At 71.3% G+C, this 24,075-nt stretch carries 22 protein-coding genes; 10 read left to right on the top strand and 12 right to left on the bottom strand.

The features are described 5' to 3' along the window. Window positions 1-10: 10 nt before the first annotated feature. Entirely contained in the window at window positions 11-2,245 is a 2,235-nt protein-coding gene (locus tag ACYQ77_RS24180) for a tetratricopeptide repeat protein (protein ID WP_459715025.1), read from the bottom strand. Window positions 2,246-2,487: 242 nt separating this feature from the next. Here ACYQ77_RS24180 and ACYQ77_RS24175 point away from each other — a divergent pair, with 242 nt between their 5' ends. From ACYQ77_RS24175 to ACYQ77_RS24165, 3 genes are read left to right on the top strand one after another with little or no spacing between them, the layout of a single operon-like run. Further along, window positions 2,488-3,327 carry a peptidylprolyl isomerase gene (locus ACYQ77_RS24175; protein ID WP_459715024.1) on the top strand — a complete coding sequence of 280 codons (840 nt, stop codon included), beginning with the start codon at window positions 2,488-2,490 and terminating at the stop codon, window positions 3,325-3,327. Further along, window positions 3,324-4,076: a peptidylprolyl isomerase gene (locus tag ACYQ77_RS24170; protein ID WP_459715022.1), complete on the top strand. Its 753-nt coding sequence runs from the start codon at window positions 3,324-3,326 to the stop codon at window positions 4,074-4,076. Before ACYQ77_RS24175 ends, ACYQ77_RS24170 begins: the two co-directional genes overlap by 4 nt. A 32-nt stretch (window positions 4,077-4,108) precedes the next feature. Then, window positions 4,109-4,807, top strand: a complete 699-nt coding sequence (locus tag ACYQ77_RS24165) for a helix-turn-helix transcriptional regulator (RefSeq protein WP_459715020.1) — start codon at window positions 4,109-4,111, stop codon at window positions 4,805-4,807. Here the strand turns inward: ACYQ77_RS24165 and ACYQ77_RS24160 are convergent. Continuing rightward, window positions 4,800-5,168, bottom strand: coding sequence for a DUF4190 domain-containing protein (locus ACYQ77_RS24160; protein ID WP_459715018.1), 369 nt, complete (start codon window positions 5,166-5,168; stop codon window positions 4,800-4,802). The two genes, ACYQ77_RS24165 and ACYQ77_RS24160, sit on opposite strands and share 8 nt — an antisense overlap. Before the next feature lie 70 nt (window positions 5,169-5,238). Continuing rightward, the gene (locus ACYQ77_RS24155) at window positions 5,239-7,590 is read right to left on the bottom strand and encodes a RelA/SpoT family protein (RefSeq protein WP_459715016.1); all 2,352 of its coding nucleotides are present in this window, start codon (window positions 7,588-7,590) and stop codon (window positions 5,239-5,241) included. 60 nt (window positions 7,591-7,650) lie between these two features. Between ACYQ77_RS24155 and ACYQ77_RS24150 the strand changes: the two genes are divergently transcribed. Further along, window positions 7,651-8,409, top strand: coding sequence for a dioxygenase family protein (locus tag ACYQ77_RS24150; RefSeq protein WP_459715014.1), 759 nt, complete (start codon window positions 7,651-7,653; stop codon window positions 8,407-8,409). 890 nt (window positions 8,410-9,299) lie between these two features. Further along, window positions 9,300-9,932, top strand: a complete 633-nt coding sequence (locus ACYQ77_RS24145; RefSeq protein WP_459715012.1) for a VOC family protein — start codon at window positions 9,300-9,302, stop codon at window positions 9,930-9,932. A gap of 1 nt (window position 9,933) precedes the next feature. On the opposite strand, the gene ACYQ77_RS24140 is transcribed toward ACYQ77_RS24145, so the two are convergent. From ACYQ77_RS24140 to ACYQ77_RS24100, 9 genes are all read right to left on the bottom strand, one after another. Then, the gene (locus ACYQ77_RS24140; protein WP_459715010.1) at window positions 9,934-10,455 is read right to left on the bottom strand and encodes an adenine phosphoribosyltransferase; all 522 of its coding nucleotides are present in this window, start codon (window positions 10,453-10,455) and stop codon (window positions 9,934-9,936) included. Beyond that, window positions 10,452-11,723 carry a protein translocase subunit SecF gene (gene secF / locus ACYQ77_RS24135; protein WP_459715008.1) on the bottom strand — a complete coding sequence of 424 codons (1,272 nt, stop codon included), beginning with the start codon at window positions 11,721-11,723 and terminating at the stop codon, window positions 10,452-10,454. The genes ACYQ77_RS24140 and secF overlap by 4 nt, the downstream gene beginning before the upstream one ends. A 1-nt stretch (window position 11,724) precedes the next feature. Further along, window positions 11,725-13,596, bottom strand: a complete 1,872-nt coding sequence (gene secD, locus ACYQ77_RS24130; RefSeq protein WP_459715005.1) for a protein translocase subunit SecD — start codon at window positions 13,594-13,596, stop codon at window positions 11,725-11,727. Between the two features lie 163 nt (window positions 13,597-13,759). After that, window positions 13,760-14,143: a preprotein translocase subunit YajC gene (yajC, locus tag ACYQ77_RS24125; protein ID WP_459715002.1), complete on the bottom strand. Its 384-nt coding sequence runs from the start codon at window positions 14,141-14,143 to the stop codon at window positions 13,760-13,762. 21 nt (window positions 14,144-14,164) lie between these two features. Then, window positions 14,165-15,241, bottom strand: coding sequence for a Holliday junction branch migration DNA helicase RuvB (ruvB, locus tag ACYQ77_RS24120; protein WP_459714999.1), 1,077 nt, complete (start codon window positions 15,239-15,241; stop codon window positions 14,165-14,167). Window positions 15,242-15,262: 21 nt separating this feature from the next. Continuing rightward, window positions 15,263-15,859, bottom strand: a complete 597-nt coding sequence (ruvA, locus tag ACYQ77_RS24115; protein ID WP_459714996.1) for a Holliday junction branch migration protein RuvA — start codon at window positions 15,857-15,859, stop codon at window positions 15,263-15,265. Beyond that, window positions 15,856-16,431 (bottom strand): crossover junction endodeoxyribonuclease RuvC, encoded by a 576-nt coding sequence (gene ruvC, locus ACYQ77_RS24110; RefSeq protein ID WP_459715793.1) that lies wholly within the window; start codon window positions 16,429-16,431, stop codon window positions 15,856-15,858. Before ruvC ends, ruvA begins: the two co-directional genes overlap by 4 nt. A gap of 32 nt (window positions 16,432-16,463) precedes the next feature. Next, window positions 16,464-17,627, bottom strand: coding sequence for a Cmx/CmrA family chloramphenicol efflux MFS transporter (locus ACYQ77_RS24105; protein ID WP_459714993.1), 1,164 nt, complete (start codon window positions 17,625-17,627; stop codon window positions 16,464-16,466). 71 nt (window positions 17,628-17,698) lie between these two features. Further along, window positions 17,699-18,271: a TetR/AcrR family transcriptional regulator gene (locus ACYQ77_RS24100; protein WP_459714990.1), complete on the bottom strand. Its 573-nt coding sequence runs from the start codon at window positions 18,269-18,271 to the stop codon at window positions 17,699-17,701. Window positions 18,272-18,407: 136 nt separating this feature from the next. Between ACYQ77_RS24100 and ACYQ77_RS24095 the strand changes: the two genes are divergently transcribed. Genes ACYQ77_RS24095 through ACYQ77_RS24075 form a run of 5 tightly spaced genes read left to right on the top strand, consistent with a single transcriptional unit; the run spans window position 18,408 to window position 24,051 of the window. After that, on the top strand, window positions 18,408-19,442 hold the full coding sequence (locus ACYQ77_RS24095; protein ID WP_459714988.1) for a LacI family DNA-binding transcriptional regulator: 1,035 nt from the start codon (window positions 18,408-18,410) through the stop codon (window positions 19,440-19,442). Further along, entirely contained in the window at window positions 19,439-20,710 is a 1,272-nt protein-coding gene (locus tag ACYQ77_RS24090; protein ID WP_459714986.1) for a sugar ABC transporter substrate-binding protein, read from the top strand. The genes ACYQ77_RS24095 and ACYQ77_RS24090 overlap by 4 nt, the downstream gene beginning before the upstream one ends. A 1-nt stretch (window position 20,711) precedes the next feature. Then, window positions 20,712-21,680, top strand: coding sequence for a carbohydrate ABC transporter permease (locus tag ACYQ77_RS24085; RefSeq protein WP_459714984.1), 969 nt, complete (start codon window positions 20,712-20,714; stop codon window positions 21,678-21,680). Next, the gene (locus tag ACYQ77_RS24080) at window positions 21,673-22,512 is read left to right on the top strand and encodes a carbohydrate ABC transporter permease (RefSeq protein ID WP_459714981.1); all 840 of its coding nucleotides are present in this window, start codon (window positions 21,673-21,675) and stop codon (window positions 22,510-22,512) included. The genes ACYQ77_RS24085 and ACYQ77_RS24080 overlap by 8 nt, the downstream gene beginning before the upstream one ends. Before the next feature lie 12 nt (window positions 22,513-22,524). Then, window positions 22,525-24,051 carry a glucoamylase family protein gene (locus tag ACYQ77_RS24075; protein WP_459714978.1) on the top strand — a complete coding sequence of 509 codons (1,527 nt, stop codon included), beginning with the start codon at window positions 22,525-22,527 and terminating at the stop codon, window positions 24,049-24,051. Window positions 24,052-24,075 lie beyond the last annotated feature (24 nt).

The following is a 24,075-nucleotide window of genomic DNA, read 5'->3' as shown; positions in this document are numbered from 1 at the left end:
CACCGAATCTTCAGTTTCCCTTTGCCAGTAGGTCTTTCAGGTCCGCGGCTCGCGGGTCGCCCAGTTCGTCGAAGATGGCCACCGCTGCCTGGAGGCAGTCGCGGGCCTTGTCCGGCTGGCCCGCGTCGTTGAGGGCGAGACCTTGTTTGTGGAGGGTCTCGCCCTCGCCCCAGCGGTCACCCAGTTCGTGGCGCAGGGCGAGTGCCCGCTGCAGGAAGTCGAGGGCCTCCGCGGGGCGTTTCAGCTCCGAGTACGTGTCGCCGAGCTTCACCAGGGTGTAGCCCTCGCCGTAGCGGTCCTCGAGCTCGCCGAACAGGTCCAGGGCCTCCTGCAGTGCGCTGACCGCCCGGTCGTAGTCGTGCAGGGCGCGGTGCGCGTCGCCGATGTTGGCCAGCGCTATGCCTTCGCCGTGGCGGTCGCCGACCTCGCGGAAGATGTCCAGCGCGTGACCGAAGTGCTCGGCCGCCACGTCGAACTGCGACTGGTCGAACCCCACGAAACCGACGCCGGTCAGCGTCCACGCCTGGCCGACGCGGTCACCGATGTCGACGCGGATCGCGAGCGCCTCCTCGAAGGTGCGCTTGGCCTCCTCGACCCTGCGCAGCTCGCGGTAGGCGATGGCGAGGTTGTTGAGCACCCACGACTCGCCGTAGCGGTCCTTCGCCTCCTTGGCGCCCTGCACCCCCACCTCGTGCGATGCCACCCACAGGCTCCAGCGTTTCCGCAGGTGCAGGTAGTTGAACGAGCCTGCCGGCAGCTTCCAGCACGCGACGTGCTCCCCCACCGCGAACGCGACGCGGGTCGCCATCACGATGTTGGACATCTCGATCTCGCACCACTCGAGCGCGGAGTCGTAGTCGAAGTCGGCGACGTCGACGTTGAACTCCGACGGCTCCAGCGCCGGGTCGTGGCGTTGCGGCGCCAGCGCGTGGTTGGCGGCGTAGACGTTGTGCAGGTACCAGTCGACCATCCGCCGCAGCGCGAGCGTGCGCTCCGCCTCCGGCTCCTCCTCGGCCGCCTGTTCCGCCGCGTACACGCGTAACAGGTCGTGCATGCGGTACCGGTCGTTGCCCATGCCCTCCAGCAGGTGCACGGCCGTCAGCCGGTCCATCAGCCTGCGGGCCCTGGTCAGCGGCTGGTCGGCCAGGGCGGCGGCCGCGCCGGTGCTCAGGTGCGGACCGGAGTGCAGCCCGATCAGCCGGAACATCCGCGCGGCGTCGGCCGAGAGGTCCCGGTAGGACCACGAGAACACCGTCTTGACCGCCACCGAGTCGTCGGTCGACAACCCGTCCAGGCGCTGCTCCTCCGTGGCCAGCTCCTCCACCAGCAGGCTCACCGAGTGGTGCGGGTGGGTGGCCACGCGTTCGGCCGCGATGCGCAGGGCCAGCGGCAGGTGGCCGCAGCGGTCGGCGAGTGCGCGCACGGCGTCCGGCTCGGCGGCGGCGCGGTCGGCGCCGATCACCTTGCGCAGCAGCGTGATCGACTCCTCCTCGGCCATCGGGCCCAGCGTGACCCGGCAGTCGCCGCGCATCTCGATGCCCGTGATGCGCTTGCGGCTGGTCACGACCACGCCACAGCCCGACGACGCCGGCATCAGCGGCTGGAGCTGCTGGGAGTCGGCCGCGTTGTCCAGCACCACGAGCACGCGCCGGTCGGCGAGCACGGACCGGTACAGCTTCGCGCGTGCCTCCAGCCCCGCCGGGATCACGTCGATCTGCACGCCCAGCGCCGTCAGGAACTCCTCGAGGACCTCGTCGACGATCCTCGGGTGCCCGTCCGGCGAGTAGCCCCGCAGGTCCACGTACAGCTGGCCGTCCGAGTAGTGCTCGACCACCGCGTGCGCGACCCGCAGCGCCAGCGCCGTCTTGCCCGCACCGGGCGGGCCGTCGATCGCGATGGTCTGGGGGGTGCCGGGGTCGCCCTGGCACGCGAGGATCTCCGTCAGCTCGTACAGCTCCGCGTCCCTGCCGACGAACGTCGCCGCCGCAGCGGGCAGCTGCGCCAGGCGCACCGGCCCGCTCGTCGACGCGGCCAGCGCGATCAGCTGCCCGTCCGCCTCGAGGACCTGGTCGCACTTGCGGGCCAGCTCGGCGGACGGCGGGGCGCCGTGCTTGATCTTCGAGAGCCAGCTCGGGGTGTAGCCGATCAGGTCGGAGAGACGGCGCCAGGACAACCCTCGCTTGCGAAGGAGACGCTCCAGTTCCTCGGCGAACGGCGAAGTCCCGTCGTCTCGCCTGTCGTGCATAGAGCCCACCTTGTCAGTCACCGTCACCGTACGGCCACCCCTAGTATCCAGCTTCTCACCTCCACCCCCTCCGGGTCACATCCCTGGGCCGGGTTTTTGCGGGAACCACCCGGGCTCCGGGGGATCGCGCCCCGGAAATTTCCGAGCGGTTGCCGGGTTTCATGGACCTCCCACACGGTTCTTACTAGGGGTACCCATAGACTGCGCGCCTGGTTGACGTATCTGGTCAGGGAGGGTGCCCGGTGCCGAGCAACGAGCAGCGTCGGCAGGCGGCCAAGCGAAAGCTGGAACGCCAGCTCGCTCGCCGCGCGGAACGCGCCAAGCGGCGCCGCATCTGGGGTGTGTCCATCACCGTCGTGGTGGTGGTCGCCGCGGTCGGCCTCGTGTATTGGCTCGTGAACCTGGGTCCCGGGGACAGCGAGGCGGCCACCAACCCCACGGACACGCCGCCTGCCGAGAAGACCACGGACGGCGCGTGCGGGTACAAGGAGAACCCCGCCGAGCAGTCCGACAAGAACCCCGGCCTGCCCGAGGACCCGGCGGAGACGCCGAGCACCGGCACCGTGAAGGTCCTGCTCAAGACCAACCAGGGCGACATCCCGGTCACGCTGGACCGCGCGAAGGCCCCCTGCACCGTGCAGAGCATCGAGCACCTGGTGAAGACGAAGTTCTACGACGGCGTCACCTGCCACCGCCTCACGGCGTCGGAGGGCCTGAAGGTCCTGCAGTGCGGTGACCCGCTCGGCACCGGTGGCGGCGGCCCCGGCTACTCGATCCCGGACGAGCTGCCCACCGACCTCAAGCAGGGCCCGGCCGGTCCGGACGGCTCCCCGTCGGTGATCTACCCGCGCGGTGCGCTGGCGATGGCCAACGCGGGCCCGAACACCGGTGGCAGCCAGTTCTTCCTGGTCTACGGCGACTCCACGCTGGCGCCGAGCTACACGGTCTTCGGCTCGGTCGAGGCGCCCGGCCTGGCCACGATCGACAAGATCGCGAAGAGTGGCATCACCCCCGGCCAGAACGGCCCGGAGGACGGCACGCCGAAGCTGCCCGTCACGATCGAGACGGCGGCGGTGCAGTGAGCGCACTCCGCACGGCGGCCGTCCTCGCGGCCGCCGCACTGACCCTGGCCGGCTGCGTGGCGCGGGAGAACCCGTCGACGCGGACCGGCAGCCAGGACACCCCGTCCGCCGAGGACACGACGACCGGCGCCGGGAGCGACTCGGGTTCGGGCGCCACCGAGGGCGACTGCGCGTTCGCCGAGGACGGCTCCGGCGAGCCCGCGGTCGGCCTGCCGCCGGACGACGGTCCGGCGGACGCCACGACGCTGTCGCTGACCACGTCGGCGGGCCCGATCACGATCGAGTTCGACGCCGAGCGCGCGCCGTGCACGGTGCGGAGCATGGCGTTCCTGGCCGGCGAGGGCTACTTCGACGGCACCACGTGCCACCGCCTGACCACCATGGCGGGCCTGCGGGTCCTGCAGTGCGGTGACCCGAAGGGCGACGGCACCGGCGGGCCCGGCTACGTCGTGCCGGACGAGTTCCCGACCGACCTGCAGCCGTCGCAGGACGGCCAGACGGTGGTCTACGAGCGCGGCATGGTCGCGATGGCCAACGCCGGTCCCGGCACCACGGGCAGCCAGTTCTTCCTGGTGTACGACGCGTCGACGCTGCCGCCGGACTACACGATGTTCGGCACGATGGACGCGGCGAGCCTCGAGACGCTGGACAAGGTCGCCGCGGGCGGGGTCCAGCCGGGCAGCGACCGCGGCCCGGAGGACGGCAAGCCGGTGACCACCGTGACGATCGAGTCGGCCGAGGTCGCCTGAGACTGTCGGTGGCCGGTGGCACACTGGGCCACGTGACCGACTACGCCGAACGGCCCAGCGCGCACGACATCTTCGCGTGCACGTGGTCGCGGACGATGCCGCGGGGCGCGCAGCCGACGCACGTGGTGCCGGACGGGTGCGCGGACGTGCTGTGGCACCGGGAGACCGGGCGCCTGTTCGTCGCCGGTCCGGACACCCGCGCGCACCGGACGGCGCTGTCGGCGGGCCTGCTGGTCGCGGTCCGGTTCCTGCCGGGCCGCGCGCCCGCCGGTCTCGGTGTCCCCACGTCCGAGGTGCGGGACGAACGGGTCGACCTCGACCTGGTGTGGCCCGGTGACCGCGTCCGGCGGCTCGCGGACGCCCTGGCCGCCACGCGGACCGCCGCGTCGGCGGCGCGGGTGCTGGCGGACGCCGTGGCGGGGCTGCGCGGCGAGTGGGATCCCGCGGTGCCCCGGCTCCTGTCACTGGTCCGGCGCGGCGACCGGGTGGCCGCCGTCGCGGACGCGCTGGGGTGGACGGAGCGGCAGCTGCACCGGCGGTCGCTGGCCGCGTTCGGGTACGGGCCGAAGACCCTGCAGCGGGTGCTGCGCTTCGACCGGGCGTTACGCCTGGCCCGCGACGGCACGGACCTCGCCTCGGTGGCCTACGCGACCGGGTACGCGGACCAGGCACACCTGGCCCGCGACGTCAAAGCCCTCGCCGGCCGCCCGATGACGGCCCTGCTCAGCTGAATCCCCTGGTCGCGACGACGAGCACGGTGATGAGGAAGATGCCGACGCCGATCCAGCCGAGCACGATGCCGGCGATGGCCATGCCCTCGCCGCTCTGCCCGGAGCGCCGGATCTCCTTCAGCGCCACGTAGCCGAAGATCAGCGCGAGGATGCTGCCGATCCAGTAGACCCACACGATGCCCAGCACCATGGATGCGATCGCCATGCCGTTGGTCGGCCGGGCGGGCGGGTACGGGTGGTACGGGTACTGCTGCGGCGGCGGGTACTGCTGGTAGGGCGGCTGCGCGAGGTACGGCATGCCGGCCACGGGTGGCTCGGCGGCCTGGCGCTGCCATTCGGGCAGCGGCTCGGGTGTGGTCACGGGTCCTCCCCCAGGTCGACGGGCGTGCGCAGTGATCTCATCGCCCATCGGCCGGGAGGGGTCCCGTGTTTCAGGAAGCGGACGTCACGCGGTAGACGTCGTACACCCCTTCGACACTCCGCACGACCTTCAGCACGTGCCCGAGGTGCTTCGGATCGCCCATCTCGAAGCTGAACCGGCTCACCGCGACCCGGTCGCGGGAGGTGGTCACCGAGGCGGACAGGATGTTGACCTTCTCGTCGGCCAGCACCTTCGTCACGTCCGACAGCAGCCGGTGCCGGTCGAGCGCCTCGACCTGGATGGCCACGAGGAACACCGACGACTCCGACGGCGCCCACTCGACGTCCACCAGGCGCTCCGGCGACTGCAGCAGCTCACCGGCGTTCGTGCAGTCGGTGCGGTGCACGCTGACGCCACCGCCGCGGGTGACGAACCCGAGGATGTCGTCGCCGGGCACCGGCGTGCAGCACCGCGCGAGCTTCACCCACACGTCGGACGCGCCCTTGACGATCACGCCCGCGTCACCGGAGGCGCGGCGCCGGGTGACCGTGGACGGCGTGGACCGCTCGGCCAGCTCCTCCTCGGCGTGCTCGACCCCGCCGAGCAGCGCCACCAGGCGCTGCACCACGTGCCGCGACGAGGTGTGGCCCTCGCCGACCGCCGCGTACAGCTGGCTGACCTCGGTGTACCGCAGCTCGCGGGCCAGCGCCGCCATGGAGTCGGCCGACACGAGCCGCTGCATCGGCAGCCCGACCCGGCGCACCTCCTTGGCGATCGCGTCCTTGCCCGCCTCGATCGCCTCTTCCTTGCGCTCCTTGGCGAACCACTGCTTGATCTTGGCGCGCGCCCGCGGGGAAGCGGCGAACGCGAGCCAGTCGCGGGACGGGCCCGCGCCCTCGGCCTTGGAGGTGAAGATCTCGACGACGTCGCCGTTCTCGAGCTTGCGCTCCAGCGCGACGAGCCTGCCGTTGAGGCGGGCGCCGATGCAGCGGTGGCCGACCTCGGTGTGCACGGCGTAGGCGAAGTCGACGGGGGTCGAGCCGGCGGGCAGCGTGATCACGTCGCCCTTGGGGGTGAACACGAAGATCTCGCGGGCGGCGAGGTCGTAGCGGAGCGCCTCGAGGAACTCGCCGGGGTCGGCGGCCTCCCGCTGCCAGTCGAGGAGCTGGCGCATCCACGCCATCTCGTCGACCTCGACGGCCTGCCCGTCGTGGGTGCCGCGGGTCTCCTTGTACCGCCAGTGCGCCGCGATGCCGTACTCGGCGGTGCGGTGCATCTCGTGCGTGCGGATCTGGACTTCCAGTGGCTTGCCGTCCGGCCCGATGACCGTCGTGTGCAGCGACTGGTACACGCCGAACCTCGGCTGCGCCACGTAGTCCTTGAACCGGCCGGGCATGGGCTGCCACAGCGCGTGGACGACACCCATGGCGGCGTAGCAGTCACGCACGTCGTCGACCAGGATGCGCACGCCGACCAGGTCGTGGATGTCGTCGAAGTCGCGGCCGCGGACGATCATCTTCTGGTTGATCGAGTAGTAGTGCTTGGGGCGGCCCTCGACCTTGGCGTTGATCCGCGACTGTTCGAGGTGCGCGGTCAGCTCGCCGGTGACCTTCTGCAGGTAGGTGTCACGGGAGGGGGCGCGGGTGGCGACCAGGCGGACGATCTCGTCGTACTTCTTGGGCTGCAGGATCGCGAACGCGAGGTCCTCCAGCTCCCACTTGACGGTCGCCATGCCGAGGCGGTGCGCGAGCGGTGCGAGGACCTCGAGGGTCTCGCGGGCCTTCTTCGCCTGCTTCTCCGGCGGCAGGAAGCGCATGGTGCGCATGTTGTGCAGCCGGTCGGCCAGCTTGATCACCAGCACGCGCGGGTCGCGCGCCATGGCGATGACCATCTTGCGGATGGTCTCGGCCTCCGCGGCGCTGCCGAGCTGCACCTTGTCCAGCTTGGTGACGCCGTCGACCAGGCGGGCGACCTCCTCGCCGAAGTCGTCGTGCAGGTCCTTGAGGCCGTAGGAGGTGTCCTCGACGGTGTCGTGCAGGAGCGCGGCGACGAGGGTGATCGTGTCCATGCCCAGCTCGCCGAGGATGGTGGCGACGGCGAGCGGGTGGGTGATGTAGGGGTCACCGGACTTGCGCCGCTGACCGCGGTGCGCCTCCTCGGCGACGTCGTAGGCGCGTTGCAGCAGGGCCAGGTCGGCCTTGGGGTGCAGTTCGCGGTGGACCGCGGCCAGGGGTTCCAGCACCTGTTTGACCGGCGCGGACCGCTGGGCGGTGATGCGGCGCGCGAGGCGCGCGCGTACGCGGCGCGTGGCGGACGGCGCCCGCGCGGCTGGCGGTGGCGGCGCGCTGTCGGACGCCGCTCCGGTCTCAACGTTCTGGCTCAATCGCGACTCCTCTGGCACTGAGAATAACCGCGTTCGCATGGAAGATCCGGCAGCGGGTTGATGTAGACTTGGTTGAAACTTCAACTTCAGGAGTCGACCATGTCCATGCCGGTGCTGTATCTGTCCCATGGCGCCCCGCCGCTGGCGGACGACGCCGTGTGGACACGCCAGCTCGCGGACTGGTCAGCGGGCCTGCCGAAGCCCACGTCGATCCTGATGGTGTCCGCGCACTGGGAGAACGCGCCGCTCACCGTCGGTGCCACCACGACCGTGCCGCTGGTGTACGACTTCTGGGGTTTCCCGCCGCACTACTACGAGGTCACCTACCCCGCGCCCGGCGCGCCGGAGCTGGCCGCGTCCGTCCGCGGCCTGCTCGGCTCGGTGCACTCCGATCCGGACCGCGGGCTCGACCACGGGGCGTACGTGCCGTTGAAGGAGATGTACCCGGACGCCGACGTGCCCGTGCTGCAGATGTCGATGCCGTCGCTGGACCCGCGGGAGTTGTTCGCAGTGGGGCAGCGGCTGGCGCCATTGCGCGACGAGGGTGTGCTGATCGTCGGCAGCGGGTTCTTCACGCACAACCTGTCGGGGATGCAAGCGTCTCCCGGCGGCGCAGCGCCTTCGTGGTCGGCCGAGTTCGACCACTGGGGCGCGGAGGCGCTGGCCGCCCGGGACTTCGACGCCCTGCTGGACTTTCAGCACCGGTCGCCATCGGCTCGGCTCGCGCACCCCCGGACCGAGCACTTCGCGCCGTTGTTCGTGTCCATGGGAGCGGCTGCCGGCGGTTCGGATGCGCCTGAGCAGGTCATCGACGGGTACTGGTACGGCTTGGCCAAACGGTCCGTGCAGTTCGGGTGAGGCGCTGTCCACAGGTGGGGTGGTTATCCACAGCCTGCCCTTCGCCGCCCATGAATGTCGGTGGGTACCTGTAGACTGGCATGGCGGGTGGCCCCCGGGATCGGGTGGGGGTTGCCATCGCGCGCGCGAGCGGCGTGAGCCGACCCCGGCATGCCGGGCGCGCAGCGCCCGAACCCCGCGAAGCAGCGCGAAGCGGGGCGAAAGCCCCAACACCCACTGAGGGTGTGCCTGCCATCCCGTCGACCTGGCGAAGCCCGATCACACCGTGTCAAGGGGGCCCGAAACCCAAAGCACCACGCACCCAAGCCACCGGGCCCCCTTGACGCGGTGTGATAGCCCCGTGGGAGGTCGACGGGATGGCAGGCACCACCACCCAACAGCAGTCCTTGCCAACCCAGCCCCGTGCAAGACCCGCTGCCATCCCGGAGACCAGCCCCTCCGGCGAGGAGGCCCGTCCGGCAGGACGCCCTCCGGCGAGGAGGCCCGTCCGGCAGGACGCCCTCCGCCGAGGACGCCCGTCCGGCGAGGACAAACCCAGGACGGGGACAACCCCGGAGGCACCCCGATACACCACCAGCAGCGGTTTCGCCGTGTCGGCGGCCGCGGGCTGCCTGTCGGCGGGGTTCGGCTGTCGGAGGCTCCGCGGCCACGGGCGGGAGCGGTTCGGGTTCGATCGGTTCGTCGGTGGCTTGCTCGGCGGCAGGTGGCTGAAAGGCGCGTTCAGGACAGGTACGGCGTTCTGAAGGCGGTTCGGTGGCCAGTCCGTGGGATCACGGTTCGCCGGTTCGGTGGTCGGCGCGCTGCTTCGTGACGGTGCCCGGAAAGGCGCGTTCACGACAGGCCCCTTGGGGCGACGCGTTTTTGTCGGTGGTCGCTGAGACCATCCGTGCGTGATCACATTGAATGGGCGGCAGATCGCCGACGAGGGGTTGTCCGAGTGGGTCTACCTGCTTGGTGGAGTGCAGACCCGCGTCCGGACCGGGGACTTCGCGACCGGGGTGTCGTTCGTCGCCGCGGTTGGGGACGTGGTCGGGGAGGCCACGCCTGATCTCGACGTGCGGGCCGGGCACGTGGACGTGCGGATCACCAGCCGGGTCGTGCGTGGGGTCACCGCGGACGAGATCCGGCTGGCTCGCGCGATCACCTCGGTTGCCGGCGGGGCCGGGCTGACGCTCGAACCCGCCGGCGTGTCACGGCTCGAGTTGGCGCTCGACACGCCGGACCGCGAGGCCGTGCTGCCGTTCTGGGCCGCCGTCTTCGCGATGGAGGTGGGTGATGGGGAGATCCTCGATCCCGGGGACCACCTGCCCGCGGTCTGGTTCCAGGGCTCGGGCAGCGAGGAGCCGCGGCAGCGGTGGCACCCGGACATCTGGGTGGACCCCGTCCAGGTCCAGCCGCGGATCGACGCCGCGCTCGCCGCGGGTGGGACGCTGGTCAGCGACGAGGCCGCGCCCAGCTACTGGGTGCTCGCCGACCCGGAAGGCAACCGGGTGTGCCTGTGCACGTGGCAGGAGCGCCGGTAGGTCAGAGCACCTGCAGCGCCTGGATGTCACAGCCTGGCAGCCGGTCACGGCCGGACAGTGCCGCCAGCTCGAGCACCACGGACACCACGGACACGGTCGCGCCCGCGCGTTCGACCAGCTCGCGCACCCCCGCGACCGTGCCCCCGGTTGCCAGCACGTCGTCGATGACCGCGACCTTCGCGCCCGCCTGCAGCACGCCGCCGGGCAGTTCCAGGGACGCGGTGCCGTACTCGAGGGCGTAGTCGACACGGTCCGCGACCACCGGGAGCTTGCCCGGCTTGCGGATCGGCACCAGTGCCACGTCACGGGCGACGGCGATCGGGGCGCCCAGCAGGAAGCCGCGGGCCTCGATCGCCGCCACGGCGTCGACGTCGGCCGGTAGCCGGGCGGCCATCTCGTCGATGACCGCCCGGAACGCCGGTGCGGACGCGAACAGCGGGTTCAGGTCCCGGAACTGCACCCCTGGCTCGGGGAAGTCCGGGACCGTGCGAACCAGCTCCAGGGCCGCCGCGATGTCGGTCAACGGCGGCGCTTGCCCGACGGGCGACCGGGGTGCTTGCCGGCCGGCTTGCCTCGGCGGTGCGCCTCGCCCGCCTTCGGGTTGCGGGCCGGGACACTGCTCGCCGCCGCCATGGCGCGCTCCTGCCGCAGCTCGGCGTCGAGCGACTCGTCGTCGGTGGCCGGGGCGTCCTCGGCGTCGACGACAGCCGCGTCCGCCGGGGCGCCCGACTCCTCGCGCTCGGCCGCCTTGCGGGCCAGGTTCTCCCGCCGCGCCTTCACGCGCGCCGCCTGCTGCTGGAACTTCGGCTCCCGCATCTTCAGGTCGACGAGGACCGGCGTGGCCAGCGTGATCGACGACAGCGCACCCGCGATGATGCCGGTCAGCTGCACCAGCGCCAGGTCCTGCAGGGTGCCGACACCGAGCAGGCCGACACCGACGACCAGCAGGCCGATCACCGGCAGCACCGCGATCAGCGACGTGTTGATCGAGCGCATCAGCGTCTGGTTCAGCGCCAGGTTCGCCGCCTCCGCGTACGTCCGGCGCGTGAGGCCGAGCAGGCCGCGGGTGTTCTCCTTGACCTTGTCGAACACCACCACCGTGTCGTACAGCGAGAAGCCGAGGATCGTCAGCAGACCGATCACGGTCGCCGGGGTCACCTCGAAGCCGACGATCGAGTACACGCCCGCGGTGACCACGATGTCGTGCACCAGCGCGGCGAGCGCCGCGACCGCCATCCACTTCTCGAAGTACAGCGCGAGGAACACCGTCACCAGCACGAGGAACACGGCGAGCGCGATCAACGCCTGCTGCGAGATCTCGCCACCCCACGACGCGCTCACCGCGCTGTCGCTGATGGACCGCTCACTCGGCTCGCCCTGCGCGTTCACCGGCTGGAACTTGTCGAACAGGGCCGTCTTCAGCTCGGTGACCTGCTCGTTGTTCAGCGCCTCCGACCGGATCTGGATCGTCGCCGCGTCACCGGTGCCGACCGTCTGCACGGCGGCCGGCTCCATGTCGAGCGTCTCCTTGAACGCGTCCTCGATCGCGGAGATCGAGATGTCGCCGTTCGCGCCCTGCGCGGGCAGGGAGACGCGGGTGCCGCCGGTGAAGTCGATCCCGAGGTTGAAGCCGCGGAAGACGATCGACGCGAGGCACACGAGGATCAGGACCGCGAAGAAGACGTACCACCGCTTGCGCTTGCCGACCACGTCGAACGCGCCGGTGCCCACGTAGAGCCGGTGGAACACGCCCTCCTTCTTGGCGGGCGCCTGTGCTTCGTTGGCAGCCACGTCACACCTCCTTCGCGACGGTACGGCCGGCGGCCCGCCGCTCGCTCGCCTGGCGCTGCACCGCGCCGAGACCGGACATCTTCGGGCTGGACAGGAACTTCGACTTCGACGCCAGCGCGACCAGCGGGTGGGTCACGAAGAACACCACGATCAGGTCCAGGACGGTCGACATGCCCAGGGTGAACGCGAAGCCGCGGACCTGTCCGACGGCCAGCACGTACAGGACGGCGGCCGCGAGGAACATGACCGCGTCGGCGGACAGGATCGTGCGCCGGGCACGCACCCACGCCCTCGGCACCGCCGACCGGAACGTCCTGCCTTCGCGTATCTCGTCTTTCAGCCGTTCGAAGAAGACCACGAACGAGTCCGCGGTGATACCGATGGCGACGATGAAGCCCGCGACACCGGCGAGGTCGAGGGTGAACCCGATCCACCGGCCGAGCAGCACCAGCACCGCGAACACGATCACGCCGGACAGCGCGAGCGACAGGATCGTGAGCACGCCGAGCATGCGGTAGTAGAAGAGGCAGTACAGGAAGACCAGCGCGAGGCCGATGGCACCCGCGATCAGGCCGGCCTTGAGCGACGCCAGGCCCAGCGTCGCGGACACGGTCTCCGCCTCGGACGAGTCGAACGACAGCGGCAGCGAGCCGTACTTCAGCACGTCCGCGAGGCTCTTGGCCTCCGAGGAGCTGAAGCCGCCCTGGCCGCCGCCGGTGATCTGCGTCTGACCGGTGATGGCGCCCTGGATCTCCGGGGCGGACACGACCTGGGTGTCGAGCACGAACGCGGCCATCTCACCGACGTGGGCCTCGGTGTAGTCGGCCCAGATGCGGCTGCCCTCGCTCTCGAAGTCCAGCGTCACGACGTAGCCGACGCCCTCCGGGTTGGGCGCGGAGCCCGCGTCGGAGATCTCGGTGCCCTGCAGGAAGGTCGGGCCGAGGACGTACTTGGCGGTGCCCTCCTGGTCGCACGCGACCAGCGGCCGGTCCGCGATGTCGTTGCCGACGAGCGGGTCGGGCTTGCTGCAGTCGAGCGCGGCCATGGCGGCCTGCTGCGCGGTCGCGTCCGGCTGGACGGTGCCGTCGGCGCTCGGCGCGAGCTGCGGCGCCTGGCGGCACGCGCGGCCCGACTGGATCAGGCTCGCGGTGGTGACCGCGCTTTCCTTGCCCGCCGCGACGTCCTTGGTGTACGTGTCGACGTCCGCCGAGTACTTCGCGCAGGCGCTCAGCGGGTCGGCGAGCGCGTCGTCGGACGGCTGCTCGGCGCCGGACGTCGGCGGCGTGGAGGCACCGCTCGACGGCGGGGCCGACGGCTCGGTCGTGCCCGGCTGGCCCGCGGCGGCCGGGGCGGGGCGGCCCTGCGGCGTGCCCTCGCCCGCCGACGGCGGGGTCGACGACTCGCTCGACGGCGGCGTGGACGCGCCGCTGGACGGCGGCGTCGACGGCTCGGTCGACTCGGACGGCTGCTCCTCCTGCGCGGGCGGCGTGGCGGCCTGCGGCTGCCCGATCACCGCGCGGAAGCGCAGCTGGGCGGTCTGGCCGAGGTCCTTGGCCTGCTCGCCCTCCTCGCCCGGCACCGTGATGATGATGTTGTTGCCGTCGAGCACGACCTCGGTGCCGGAGACACCGATGCCGTTCACGCGGGTCTCGATGATCTGCCTGGCCTGGTCGAGCGACTCCCGGCTGGGCGCCTCACCGGTCTCGGTCCGCGCGGTCAGCGTGACCCGGGTACCGCCCTGCAGGTCGATGCCGAGCTTGGGCTCCAGCTTGTGGTCCGGCGTGGCGAAGACCAAGCCGTAGAGCAGAACCACGATGAACAGAAAGAACGCAAGGTAGCGTCCTGGGCGGATCTGCCCGGAGGGTGAGGCCACGGTCGGTCGGTCTCCTCGAACTACAAGGGTCGTCAGGCGTGTCTTGGTCCGTGTCTTGGCACAAGACTGCGCCCGCACCCATTACACGTGTGGGTGAGGGCGCAGCGTACCTCCCGTGACGTGAGGCCGTTGTCACACGGTCACGTCACGCTCACGCATCCCGCTACTTCTGCTTGCCGGACTCGAGCTCGGCGTCCTTGGCGGCCGGGGGCTCGTTCGTCTCGGGGTCGACGGGCTCGACCTCGATCTCGGCGTCCTCGAGGGCCTCGACGTCGTCGGTCTCCTCGACGGGGCCGACCTTCTCGCGCACCGCGGCACGCAGCCACTCCGTCTCGACGCCGGGGGCGATCTCGATGGAGACGGTCTGCTCGTTGTCCGTGTCGGTCACCGTGCCGTAGAGGCCCGAGGTGGTCATCACGCGGTCACCGACGGCGAGCGAGTTCTGCAGCGCCTGCTGCTGCTCCTGTGCGCGGCGCTGGCGCCGGCTCATGAAGTACATCATGACGCCCAGCAGGCCGAACATCAGGAGCAGGGGGAGGAGTTCCATGGTTGTCCATCCGTGAGTTGCCTACTCTGCGGTGTGCGCAGTGTTGTTCATGTCACTGTCGAACAGCGTAGGCGGCATCGGGCCAGGAGCGTTAACCGGGGGCAAAAGCCCCAAATGGGACCAAGCCGCCGCAGTGGCGACACGACCCCGCGGAGTCCTGGCGAGCATGCCCGCCCGCACCAGGTACGGCTCGCACACCTCCTCCACCGTACTTGGCTCCTCCCCCACCGCGACAGCCAGCGTCGACACGCCGACCGGACCGCCGCCGAACGAGCGGACGAGCGCGCCGAGCACGGCCCGGTCGAGCCGGTCGAGCCCCAGCTCGTCGACGTCGTAGACCTCGAGCGCCGAGCGGGCGATCGCCCTGGTCACGACGCCGTCGGCGCGGACCTCGGCGAAGTCGCGCACGCGGCGCAGCAGCCGGTTCGCGATGCGCGGCGTGCCCCGGGAGCGGCCCGCGATCTCGGCGGCGCCGTCGGCGCGCAGGTCGACGCCGAGGATGCCCGCCGACCGGCGCAGCACCTGGTCGAGGTCCTCGGCCGAGTAGAACTCCATGTGCGCGGTGAAGCCGAACCGGTCGCGCAGCGGACCGGTCAGCGAGCCCGACCGCGTGGTGGCGCCGACGAGCGTGAACGGCGCGATCTCCAACGGGATGCTGGTGGCGCCGGGCCCCTTGCCGACGACCACGTCGACGCGGAAGTCCTCCATCGCGAGGTAGAGCATCTCCTCGGCGGGGCGCGCCATCCGGTGGATCTCGTCGATGAACAGCACGTCGCCCTCGACGAGGTTGGACAGCATGGCGGCGAGGTCGCCCGCCCGCTCCAGCGCGGGGCCGGACGTGATGCGCAGCGAGCTGCCCAGCTCGGCGGCGATGATCATGGCGAGGCTGGTCTTGCCGAGGCCGGGCGGGCCGGAGAGCAGCACGTGGTCCGGCGGCACCCCGCGCTGGGTGGCGCCCTGCAGCACCAGCTCGAGCTGCTCGCGGACCCGGTGCTGGCCGACGAACTCGGCGAGCCGCTTCGGGCGCAGCGTCGCCTCGTCGTCCCCGGGCAGCACCTCGGGGGAGGCGATCTCGTCGAGCTCGTCCGGGTCGGTCACGGCTTCATCGTGCACGACCCGCTACCGCTTCTTGCCCAGGGTGGCGAGCGCCCTGCGCAGGACGGTGGCGGTGTCGGCGTGGCCGTTCTCGGCGAGCACCCCGTCGACCGCCTGCTCGGCCTGCTTGGCGGCGAACCCGAGCCCGGTCAGCGCCTCGACGACACTCCCCCGCACCGCGCCGTTGCCGGTGGCCACCGACTCGGCGGTGACGGCGGCGAGCGCGCCGACCTTGTCCCGCAGCTCGACGATGAGGCGTTCCGCGCCCTTGCGGCCGATGCCGGGCACCTGGGTGAGCACGGAGACGGCGCCCTCGCCGAGCGCGGCACGCAGCTGGTTCGGGTCGAGCACGGCGAGCGTGGCCATGGCGATGCGCGGGCCGATCCCGGAGACGGTCTGCAGCAGGCCGAACAGCTCGCGGGACTGCGAGTCGGCGAACCCGAACAGCGTCAGGGAGTCCTCGCGGACGACGAGCGTGGTCTCGAGGATCGCCTCCTCGCCGGTGCGCAGCGTGGCGAGGGTGGCCGGGGTGGCGGTGATCGTCAGGCCGACCCCGCCGACCTCGACCACCACGTGGTCGAGACCGATCGAGAGCACCGTGCCCCGTACGCGGGAGATCATGTGGTCGTCTTCCTCTTGTTGGCGGCCTCGGCGAGCCGTGCCTTGTGGTTGCGGGCGAGTTCGGCGGCCTTCGCCTCGGCCTCGGCGAGCCGGTTGCGCATGGGTGCGCGCCAGATGTGGCAGACGGCGATGGCGATGGCGTCCGCCGCGTCCGCGGGCCTCGGCGCCGTCCGCAGCCCCAGCAGCTTCGTGACCATGGCCGTGACCTGCGCCTTGTCGGCGCGGCCGGAGCCGGTGACCGCGGCCTTGACCTCGGACGGCGTGTGGAACACGACCGGCAGGCCGCGCTTGGCGGCGGCCAGGGCCACGACGCCGCCGGCCTGGGCGGTGCCCATGGCGGTGCGGACGTTGTACTGGCTGAAGACCCGTTCGACCGCCACCACGTCCGGGCGGTGGCGGTCGAGCCAGTCCTCGACGGCGTCGGACACGGCGAGCAGGCGCACGGCGAGGTCGGCGTCGACCGGGGTGCGCACCACGTCCACCTGGACGCAGGTCACCTTCCGGCCCACGGCCCCGTCGACGACGGCGATCCCGCAGCGGGTCAGGCCGGGGTCCACGCCGAGCACGCGCATGGTCTTGGCTGTCGAGAACATCAGTTCGAAGCCTAGGGGACCAGGGCCTTCTCCCTGCGCACCGACACGGCGCCGAGCGCGACCGCGCCGAGTGCCACCACCCCGGTGGCAGCGCCGAGCCAGGCGACGACCGGGTAGTCCGCGCCTGCGTCGAGCGCGCGGCCGCCGAGCCACGGGCCCGCGGTGATGCCGACGTTGAAGGCGGCGATGTTCAGCGCCGCGGCCAGGGTCGGGGCCTGTGCCGACTCGGCGAACACCCGGGTGTTGAGCGCCGGGTTCACCGCGAAGCCGAACGCGCCGATCAGGAAGACCGCGGCGATCGCGGGCAGGGGCGCGTGCGCGGTCGCGGCGAGCACGGCGCTGGCGGCGACGAGGCCGCCGGTGCCGTAGGCGAGGGTGCGGAACGGGTGCCGGTCGGCGGTGCGGCCGCCGACCGTGATGCCGATGAGCGAGCCGAGCCCGTAGACGCCGAGCACGACCGGGACCGCGCCGTCGGGCAGCCCGGTGGTCTCGGTGAGCAGCGGCGCGAGGTAACCGAACGTGACGATCAACGCGGTCATGAGGAGCGCGGTGGTGGCGTAGGCGAGCCAGAGGCGCGGGTTGGCCATGGCCCGCAGCTCGGCGGCGACGCTCGGCCGCGCGCCGGTCGTCGGTCCGTTGTGGACGGTGGCGCGCACGGCGGCCATCGCGAGCAGCGACATGATCGCGACCGCCCAGAACGCCGCGCGCCAGCCGAGGTGCTGCCCCACGAACGTGCCCGCGGGGAGCCCGGCGATGGTGGCGACGGTGAGCCCGCCCGCGACGATGCCCATGGCACGCCCGCGGCTGTCCTCGGGCACGAGCGACAGCACCGCGACCGTCGCGACCGCCCAGAACCCGGCGTAGACGAACGCGCCGACGACCCGCGTGACCAGGAGGAATTCGTAACTGTCCGTGAGCGCGGCGGCGACGTGCACGACCGCGAACACCGCGAGGAACGCCAGCAGGGTGGCCCGCCGCGGCCAGCGCAGGGTGACGACCGCGAGGACGGGCGCGCCGGCGAGCATGCCGACCGCGAACGCGGAGATCAGCAGTCCGGCCTGGGGGATCCCCACGTCGAGGTCGCGGGCGAGTTCGGGCAGCAGCCCGGCGAGCATCAGCTCGGACGTGCCCTGGGCGAAGATCGACAGCCCGATGACGTACACGGCGAGCGGCACGGTTCCTCCTGTTTTGGATCGATTGGTTCAGAATGCGTGCGTGCGGGCACGCCGTCGTCCCGCACCGGAGGTCAGATGGCGGTCAGCGCCACCTCGGCCACGGACTCGAGCGTCGCGCGGCCGGCGCCCGCCCGCGCCATGACCCGCATGCCGTTGATCGACGACATGACGAAGTGCGCGAGCGCGTCCGGATCCTTGCCCGCCGCGATCTCCCCCGCGGCGCGCCCGGCGGCGAACGCGTCCCGCAGCGCGGCGAAGCGCCGGTCCTGGTCGGCCCGGAGCAGGGCGGCGACGTGCTCGTCCCGCGGCCCCAGCTCGACCAGCGAGTTGACCACGAGGCAGCCGAGCGGGTCGTCCTCCGGCGCGTCGACCGACTGCCACAGCAGGGCGCGGACCCGCTCCCGGACCGGGCGGTCCTGCGCCAGCAGCGCGAGCGCGGCGGCGGTCCGCTCGGTCATGTACCGCGTCAGCGCCTGCTCGAACAGGTCCCGCTTGCTGCGGAAGGTGTTGTAGATGCTGGACCGCCCGAGCCCGGTCGCCGCGCACAGGTCCTGGGTCGACGTGGCCTCGTAGCCCGCCGACCAGAACGCGCGCATCGCGGCGTCCAGTGCGCGGTCCTCGTCGAACTCCCTCGGCCTCGGCATGCCCCGACCGTACCAGAGTTTTGGAACGTTCGATTCACAACCGCAGGTCGAGGCCAATGAAAGCGCCTTCACTTGACATGCGTGTTAGAACTGCACACAACAGAAATGTAAGCGCTTCCAACGACGGAAGGCCGCCATGTCGGGTCGGGAACGACGGCCGGTCACCATCTACGAGGTGGCCGAACGGGCCGGGGTGTCGATCGCCACCGTGTCCCGTGCGCTGCGCGACTCCGACCTGGTCGCGCCCGCCACCCGGCGGCGCGTCCAGCAGGTCGCCGAGGAGCTGCGCTTCCGCCCCAGCCGCGCGGGCCGCGCGCTCGCCGAGGGCCAGCACGCCGCGAACGGCATCGTGTTCCCCGACCTGTCCGGCCCGTACTACGCCGAGGTGGTCCTCGGGTACGAGGAGGTCGTCGCCGAGCTGGGCCGCAGCGTCCTGATCCTCGCCACGAACGGTCGCGCGAACGCCGAGGAGGCGGTGCTCGAGCTGGCCGGGCGCGTCGACGGCATGGTGATCATGGGCCGGACGGTCGGCGACCACGTGGTGGCCCGCATCGCCGACACCGGGCTGCCGCTCGTGCTGCTGGCCCGCCCGCCGGTCGGGCTCGTCGACACCGTGACCGCCGACAACGAGACCAGTGCCCGGGACCTGACCGCCCACCTGCTCGGTCACGGGCACCGGCGGATCGCGTTCCTCGGCGACCCGGCGGAATCACCGGACGTCGCCGGCCGCTACAAGGGTTTCCGCCGCGCGCTCACCGACGGCGGGTTCACCGTCCCGGCCGCCACACCGTGCGCCTTCGACGTCCGGTCCGGCTACGCGGCGGCCGAGCACCTGCTGGGCACCCGCCCCGACGCGGTCGTGTGCGCCAACGACGAGGTGGCGCTCGGTGCGCTGCGGGCCGCCGAGGACCTGGGGCTTTCCGTGCCCGGCGACGTCGCGCTGACGGGCTGGGACGACATCATGGCCGCCGGCTACGCCCGGCTGACCACCGTGCACCAGTCGATGCGCGAGCTGGGCGCCACCGCCGCGCGGTGGCTGGACGAGCGCATCGGCGGCGCGAAGACCGCACAGACAGCCACACGGACACCGGCACGCCGCGAGGTGCTGCCGACCCGGCTGGTGATCCGCGCCAGCTGCGGTAGTCACGACCCCTCCGGAGGTACAGCATGACCCGACCCAGCAGGCGAACAGTATTGCTGGCCGCTGTCACCGCGGCCGCGCTGGCCGCGTCGGCGTGCGGGCGCGAGAGCGGCGACGCGGGCGCCAAGCAGGGCGAGGAGGTCGCCGCGGGCAAGGCGTCCGGCGAGATCACCGTCTGGGCCATGGGCACCGAGGGCGAGAAGCTGTCGGTCCTCGCCGACGACTTCATGAAGGAGAACCCGGACGCGAAGGTCACCGTCACGCCGGTGCCGTGGGACGGCGCGCACAACAAGCTCGCCGCCGCCATCGCGGGCCAGGAGACACCCGACGTGACCATGCTCGGCACCACCTGGGTCGGCGAGTTCGCCAAGACCGGCGCGCTGGACGTGGTGCCGCCGGACTTCGTGAACGAGGACGACTTCTTCCCCGGCGCGTGGGAGACCGGCGTCGTCGACGGCACCTCCTACAGCGTCCCGTGGTACGTGGAGACCCGGCTGCTGTACGTGAACAAGGCCGTCGCCGAGAAGGCCGGGATCACCGAGGCCCCCACGACGTGGGACGAGCTGAAGCAGTCTGTCAAGGCCATGCAGTCCAAGGGCGGCGCCAAGTGGGGCACCTACCTGCAGCCCGGCCAGACGGGCGCGTGGCAGACCGTGATGCCGTTCGTGTGGCAGAACGGCGGCGACATCCACGACGGGTCGAAGTTCACGCTGGACTCGCCGCAGGCGGTCGAGGCACTGGAGTACTACAAGTCCTTCTACGACGAGGGTCTGTCCACCAAGGACCGCCTGCGCGAGGGCGAGACCGAGCCGAAGATCCTCTCCGGCGAGATCGCGTCGTTCGTGTCCGGGCCGTGGCACATCGGGCTGCTGAACGAGCTGGGCGGCGAGGGCAAGTACGAGCTGTGGCCGATGCCGTCGGGCGACGGCGACTACACGTCGTTCATCGGCGGGTCCAACATGTCCGTCTTCAAGAACACCGAGAACCGGGACGCCGCCTGGAAGTTCGTGTCGTACCTGATGCGGCCGGAGGTGCAGGTCAAGTGGTACCGGACGGTGTCGGACCTGCCGTCGGTGCAGGCCGCGTGGGACGACGAGGCGCTGGCCGGTGACCCGCAGCTGAAGGTGTTCGGCGACCAGCTCGACAAGGCCAAGGCGCCGCCGTCGATCCCGACGTGGGAGCAGATCGCGGCAGGCATCGACAGCGAGCTGGAGAAGGTCGCGAAGGGCACCGAGTCGGCCGCCGACGCGGCGAAGGCCATGCAGGCCCAGGCCACGTCGATCGGCACGGGTGGCTGACGTGCCAGAGGTACGGGACCGCACCGTCCCGCGAGACCCGGCCGCGGATCCCGCGGTCGTGCCGGGCCCGCGCCCGCCCGCGCGGGCCCGGCGAACCTCCCGCGCGCTGACCGGCTGGGGGTTCGCGCTGCCGTTCGCGGTGCTGTTCCTCGTGTTCACCGCCGGGCCGGTCGTCGCGTCGCTCGTGATGAGCGTGACCGACCTGCGCAGCGCGGACCTGCTGAACCCGTTCAACGTCAACGTGATCGGGCTGGAGAACTACGTCCGGCTGTTCTCCGACGAGAAGTTCCTGACCGCGGCGGGCAACACGGCCGTGTTCGTGGTGGTCGGCGTGCCGCTCACCATGGCGCTGTCGCTGCTCGTCGCGCTCGGGCTCAACTCGGGCCTGGTGCGGTTCCGGACGCTGTTCCGGGTCGGCTACTACCTGCCGGTCGTCACCAGCATCGTGGCGATCTCCGTGGTGTGGCGGTTCGTGCTGCAGCCCGACACCGGGTTGCTGAACGAGATCCTCGGGTTCGCCGGGATCCAGGGCCCGAACTGGCTCGACAACCAGACGTTCGCGCTGCCGACGCTGATCGTGATGGGCGCGTGGCGCAACCTCGGGTTCGGCATGGTGATCTTCCTGGCCGGGCTGCAGGCCATCCCGAAGGACCTGTACGAGGCCGCCACGATCGACGGCGCCAAGCGGTTCCAGCAGTTCCGGCACCTGACGCTGCCGATGCTGCGGCCCACCATGCTGTTCGTCGCCGTGATCACCACGATCGGCTACGTGCAGTTCTTCGAGGAGCCGTTCGTGATGACGCAGGGCGGCCCGCTGGACTCGACCCTGTCGATGGCGTACGCGACCTACAACCAGTTCGGGTTCGGCAACTACGGCTACGCCTCCGCCATGGGCTACGTGCTGTTCGTGGTCGTGGTGCTGCTGTCCATCGCCTGGTTCAAGCTGCTGAGGAACAACGTCGATGACTGACAGGCCGCGTTCTCGGGACAGGATCGCCAAGGCGGTGCTGTACGTGCTGTTGTTCGGCGGGCTGCTGCTCGTCGTCGGGCCGTTCGTCTGGATGCTGCTGTCCTCGTTCAAACCCGAGGGCGAGATCCGCGCCGACCCGCCGACGTGGTGGCCGAACGACCCGACGTTCGCGAACTACGGGACCCTGTTCGACCGGCTGGACTTCCCCACGTACTTCACGAACTCGGCCGTGGTCGCGATCGTCACGACCGTCGGCAACCTGCTGTTCTGCTCGGCGGCCGGGTACGCGCTCGCGAAGCTGCCGTTCGCGGGCAAGAGGGTGCTGTTCGGGATCGTGCTGGGCACGCTGATGGTGCCGAGCATCGTCACGATGGTGCCGCTGTTCGTGCTCTCGTCCAACCTGGGGCTGGTCAACACGCTCGCCGGGCTGATCCTCCCCTACCTGGCGCAGGCGTTCGGCGTGTTCCTGATGCGGCAGTTCATCCTGTCCATCCCGGACGACCTGCTGGAGGCCGCGCGGATCGACGCGGCGAGCGAGTTGCGGATCTTCTGGCAGATCGTGCTGCCGCTGTGCCGTCCCGCGCTCGCCACGCTCGGCATCCTCACGTTCCTGGCCTCCTGGAACAACTTCCTCTGGCCGCTGGTCGCGGCCACCGAGGAGGAGACGTACACCCTGCCGGTCGCGCTCGCGCTGTACGCGATCGGTCAGAACCGGACCGAGTACGACCTGCTCCTCGCGGGCGCGGTCGTGGTCGTGGTGCCGGTGCTCGTCGTGTTCGTCCTGCTGCAACGTCATTTCGTCCGCGGAATCGCGACGACCGGACTGAAGTAAGAGGAGCCACGCATGTCCCGATTACGACTGGCTGGCGTCGCCGTGCTCGCCGCGGCGCTGCTGTCCCCGCTGGCGCCAGCCACGGCGTCCGCCACGGCACCGCACCTCGCGCTGGTGCGCGACACGTGGCGGTCTTTCGACGCGATGACCGTGCCGGAGACCGGGATGCCCGCCGACAACATCGGCGGCGACCTCGACCCGGCCACCCGCTCGAAGTACACGTCGCCGACGAACATCGGCTCGTACCTGTGGTCGGCGATCGTCGCCGAGGACCTCGGCGTGATCTCCCGGCGGGAACTGGTGTCCCGCACGAGGACCACGCTGTCGTCGGTGGCCCGCCTGCAGCGCCACCCGGCGTCCGGCCAGTTCTACAACTGGTACGACCCGGCGACGCTCGAACGGCTCACCACGTGGCCGGAGGACGGGTCGGTCGTGTACCCGTTCGCGTCCAGTGTGGACAACGCGTGGCTCGCGGCCGCGCTGATGGTGGTCCGCAACGCGGTGCCCGAGGTGCGCGCGCAGGCGCAGGAACTCCTGGCGCCCATGGACTTCTCGTTCTACTACGACCCGCAGGGCCGGGGCCCGGACGTGCCTGCCGGACTCATGCGCGGTGGTTTCTGGGACTCCCCTCCCCCGCAGTGCTCCCTGCCCGGCAACTACACCGGGGTCGGCCCAGAGGTGTACTACACGTGCCACACCTACGGTTCGTTCGCGTCCGAGACCCGCATGATCTCCTACGTCGCGATCTCGCTCGGCCAGGTGCCGCCCGCGCACTACTTCGCGCCGTGGCGGACGTTCCCGGACACGTGCGACTGGGCATGGCAGGAGCAGAAGCCGTCCGGTGAGTTCGTCGACTACCTCGGGGTGCCGGTGTTCGAGGGCCACTACACCTACCGCGGGCTGAAGTTCGTGCCCACGTGGGGTGGCGACATGTTCGAGGAGCTGATGCCGGACATGTTCGTGCCCGAGGTGCGCTGGGGCGTGAACTCGTGGGCGCGGCAGCACTCGGTGTACGTGCGCGGCCAGATCGAACACGGGCTCCACGACGCGAAGTACGGCTACTGGGGCTTCTCGCCCGCGTCCAACCCGGCGGGCGGGTACCGCGAGTACGGTGTGGACGTGATGGGCCTCGACGGCCCCGGCTACACGAGCGACCAGGAGAAGACGTCGGTGGACGTCGGCTTCGAGGGCTGCCGTGAGGCGCAGCCGTTGCCGTCCTCGTACGGCGACGGGGTCGTGACCCCGCACGCGGTGGTGCTCGCGCTGCCGTACCAGCCCCGCGCCGCCGTGACCGAGCTGGCCAAGCTGCGCCGCGACTTCGACGCCTACGGCCCGGGCGGCTACTACGACGCGATCGCCGTCCGCAGCGGCACGGTCGCCAAGCGGTACCTGGCCCTCGACCAGGGCATGGTCATGGGCGCCCTGGGCAACCTGCTGGGCGACGACATCCTGCGGAACGCTTTCACCAAGGGCGGCGCGGAACAACACCTGCGCCCGGTCATGGCGATGGAGGAGTTCAACCTCCCCCGGCGGCAGTGACCCGGCGGGTGCCGGGGCGGATGG

Source organism: Actinophytocola sp. KF-1, assembly GCF_054661535.1.
Note: the sequence above shows the minus strand (reverse complement) of the source record. Positions and strands in the feature narration are given on the sequence as shown.

Excerpts from the sequence above, each read along its gene's own strand:
- ACYQ77_RS24080 (WP_459714981.1), top strand. The coding sequence starts at position 21,673 with ATGACTGACAGGCCGCGTTCTCGGGACAGGATCGCCAAGGCGGTGCTG.
- ACYQ77_RS24100 (WP_459714990.1), bottom strand. The coding sequence starts at position 18,271 with ATGCCGAGGCCGAGGGAGTTCGACGAGGACCGCGCACTGGACGCCGCG.
- ACYQ77_RS24150 (WP_459715014.1), top strand. The coding sequence starts at position 7,651 with ATGTCCATGCCGGTGCTGTATCTGTCCCATGGCGCCCCGCCGCTGGCG.
- ruvC (WP_459715793.1), bottom strand. The coding sequence starts at position 16,431 with ATGCGCGTGCTCGGCGTGGACCCCGGCCTGACCCGCTGCGGGATCGCC.
- ACYQ77_RS24095 (WP_459714988.1), top strand. The coding sequence starts at position 18,408 with ATGTCGGGTCGGGAACGACGGCCGGTCACCATCTACGAGGTGGCCGAA.
- ACYQ77_RS24155 (WP_459715016.1), bottom strand. The coding sequence starts at position 7,590 with ATGCGAACGCGGTTATTCTCAGTGCCAGAGGAGTCGCGATTGAGCCAG.
- yajC (WP_459715002.1), bottom strand. The coding sequence starts at position 14,143 with ATGGAACTCCTCCCCCTGCTCCTGATGTTCGGCCTGCTGGGCGTCATG.
- ACYQ77_RS24180 (WP_459715025.1), bottom strand. The coding sequence starts at position 2,245 with ATGCACGACAGGCGAGACGACGGGACTTCGCCGTTCGCCGAGGAACTG.
- ACYQ77_RS24090 (WP_459714986.1), top strand. The coding sequence starts at position 19,439 with ATGACCCGACCCAGCAGGCGAACAGTATTGCTGGCCGCTGTCACCGCG.
- ruvA (WP_459714996.1), bottom strand. The coding sequence starts at position 15,859 with ATGATCTCCCGCGTACGGGGCACGGTGCTCTCGATCGGTCTCGACCAC.
- ACYQ77_RS24075 (WP_459714978.1), top strand. The coding sequence starts at position 22,525 with ATGTCCCGATTACGACTGGCTGGCGTCGCCGTGCTCGCCGCGGCGCTG.